At 58.8% G+C, this 2808-nt stretch carries 3 protein-coding genes; all 3 read right to left on the reverse strand.

The window, feature by feature from the left end:
* Positions 1-216: 216 nt before the first annotated feature.
* Positions 217-597, reverse strand: a complete 381-nt coding sequence (gene panD / locus PMI22_RS03265) for an aspartate 1-decarboxylase (RefSeq protein WP_003228271.1) — start codon at positions 595-597, stop codon at positions 217-219.
* Between the two features lie 133 nt (positions 598-730).
* Entirely contained in the window at positions 731-1591 is an 861-nt protein-coding gene (panC, locus tag PMI22_RS03260; protein WP_007948739.1) for a pantoate--beta-alanine ligase, read from the reverse strand.
* Positions 1588-2388 carry a 3-methyl-2-oxobutanoate hydroxymethyltransferase gene (gene panB, locus PMI22_RS03255; RefSeq protein WP_007948740.1) on the reverse strand — a complete coding sequence of 267 codons (801 nt, stop codon included), beginning with the start codon at positions 2386-2388 and terminating at the stop codon, positions 1588-1590. The genes panC and panB overlap by 4 nt, the downstream gene beginning before the upstream one ends.
* Positions 2389-2808: the final 420 nt, after the last annotated feature.

Consider the following 2808-nt stretch of genomic DNA (forward strand, 5'->3'; position numbering starts at 1 on the left):
CGCCATCGCTGCGGGTTTCCTTTTTACTTGAACGGCTTTTTGAACACTAAAAATCCCGGAGCGCTGCGGGTCGGCGTCCGGTCAACTGTGTCGACACGATTTCATGGCACAGGGCGAATACAGTAAACCTCGCACTGCGATCTGTCTTGACTTTGTCAGACCCGATCCCGGTACTTTTATGCATGGAAGCCGGGAGCGGTCCGACAAACGGCCTGATCAGGCAACCTGAACCGGAATGGCGTTGCTGGTGTGGCTCAACTCGTTGCCCGGCGCCATGTAGAGCATGCGTGGCTTGAAGTTGAGCAGTTCGGCTTCGCTGTAATGAGCGTAAGCGCAGATGATGACGCGGTCGCCGACCTTGGCTTTGTGGGCGGCGGCACCGTTGACCGAGATCATGCGCGAACCCTCTTCGCCACGAATCGCGTAAGTGGTGAAGCGTTCGCCATTGTCGACGTTATAGATCTGGATTTGCTCGTATTCACGGATGCCGGACAAATCCAGCCATTCGCCGTCGATGGCGCAAGAACCTTCGTAGTCGAGTACTGCATGGGTAACTTCGGCGCGATGCAGCTTCGCCTTGAGCATGATGGCGTGCATGAGTGTTTTCCCGGGTCGGAATCGAACGGCGGGCAGTTTGCCCGAAGCCTCAAAGGGCAGCAATACAGCATGGAATCAGACGCAGTTCCCCTGTGGGAGCGAGCCTGCTCGCTCCCACAGGGGGCCGTGGTGTCTAGGAAGGAACTTCGAGATTCAGATGCAGGTTGTCGATCAACCGTGTGGTGCCAAGGAACGCCGCCACCAGAATCACCAGATCGCGATCATCCGCCGTAGCCTGACGCAAAGTCAGCGCGTGGCGAATTTCAAGGTAATCGGGACGCAATCCGGCCGCTTCAAGCTGTTTGATCTGCGCGTCGATCAGTGCGGGGAAATCCCGCTCACCCTGCTTGATCGCATCGGCAATCGAACTCAGTGTGCGATAGACCACTGGCGCCACGGCCCGCTGGTCTTCGCTGAGGAAACCATTGCGTGAAGACAGCGCCAGGCCATCGGCCGCTCGGACAGTCGGCTCACCAATGATCTGGACCGGCATGTTCAGGTCATGTACCAGGGATTTGATCACCGCCAGTTGCTGGTAGTCTTTCTGGCCGAAGACCGCGAGGTCTGGCTGGACCATGTTGAACAATTTGCTGACCACCGTCGCCACACCTTCAAAATGCCCCGGACGGCTGGCGCCGCACAGGCCTTCAGACAGCAGCGGAACGCTGACACGGGTCTGGCCGGCCATGCCGTCCGGGTACATTTCTTCAGCGCTGGGCGCGAACAGCAAGTGGCAACCGGCCTCGAGCAGTTTTTCCTGGTCAGCGGCGAGGGTGCGCGGGTATTTGTCGAGGTCTTCGCCAGCACCGAACTGCAGCGGGTTGACGAAAATGCTCGCGACCACGAAATCCGCCCGTTGGGAGGCTTTGGTAATCAGCGCGATATGCCCGCTGTGCAGGTTGCCCATGGTCGGCACGAAGCCGATGCGCTTGCCTTCACCGCGGGCACGGGCCACGGCGGCCCGCAGTTCGCGTACGGTTTTTACGGTGTTCATGCAGAGAATCCGTGTTCGATACCTGGGAAAGTCGCCGCTTTGACTTCGGTTACGTAAGCACTCAGGGCGGCTTGAATGGTGTGCTGGCCGGTCATGAAGTTCTTCACGAATTTTGGCACGCGACCGGTAATCGCCAAGCCCAGCATGTCGTGCAGGACCAGTACCTGACCGTCGGTGCCACTGCCGGCGCCGATGCCAATGACCGGAATCTTCACGGCCTGGGTAATTTCTTCGGCCAGTTCACTGGGCACGCATTCAAGCAGCAACATGGCGGCCCCGGCCTGTTCCAGCGAAATGGCATCGGCACGCATTTGCCGAGCCTGGTTCTCGTTACGCCCCTGGACTTTGTAACCACCCAGGATGTTCACCGATTGCGGTGTCAGCCCCAGGTGCGCGCACACCGGGATGCCGCGTTCGGCCAGCAGGCGGATCGAGTCTGCCAGCCACAGAGCGCCTTCAACCTTGACCATGTGCGCACCAGCCTGCATCAACAGGGCGCTGTTGGTCATGGCTTGTTCCGTGGTGGCGTAGGCCATGAACGGCAGGTCAGCGAGGATGAGCGCATCGGAGTTGCCACGTTTGACGGCTGCCACATGGTAAGCCATGTCTGCGGTCGTCACGGGCAGGGTGCTGTCGTGACCTTGCAAAACCATGCCGAGGGAGTCGCCCACCAGCAGCACCTCGACGCCAGCCTCATTGCAGGCGTGGGCGAAGGTCGCGTCATAGCAGGTCAGCATGGTGATTTTCTCACCTTTTTGCTTGAGACCTTGCAGAGTGGTCAGGGTGATGGCTGGCATGAAAAGATCCTCATTCAGGCGCTGTGGAAACTACTGCGAGTAACGCGCGTGATTCTTCGTTAAATACAGGCGCACGGTCTTTTGTCGTGCTTTTAAGGCCTGGATTGCGCCCTTCAACGCCGTGTTGGCGGCAGCGGGACGCCTATAGTCGTGAGGAGAACTCGGGAAGTCAATTGGATGTGTTACCGCGCTGTTACGTCGGGGGTGTTACCGGCGTAACTGATGCGATTCAGCAACAATAGATCTCATGTGCGGCACACAACCCGTGTGGGAGCGGGCTTGCCCACGATGGCGGACTATCAGTCAACATTGATGCTGAATGTAAAACCGCTATCGCGGGCAAGCCCTAATGCCAGTCAGTTAAGCCGAACCGCACTTTGTAGCAGCTGGCGAAGCCTGCGTTCGGCTGCGCAGCAGTCG

Origin of the sequence: Pseudomonas sp. GM21 (genome assembly GCF_000282215.1) — a bacterium.
Classification (GTDB): domain Bacteria; phylum Pseudomonadota; class Gammaproteobacteria; order Pseudomonadales; family Pseudomonadaceae; genus Aquipseudomonas.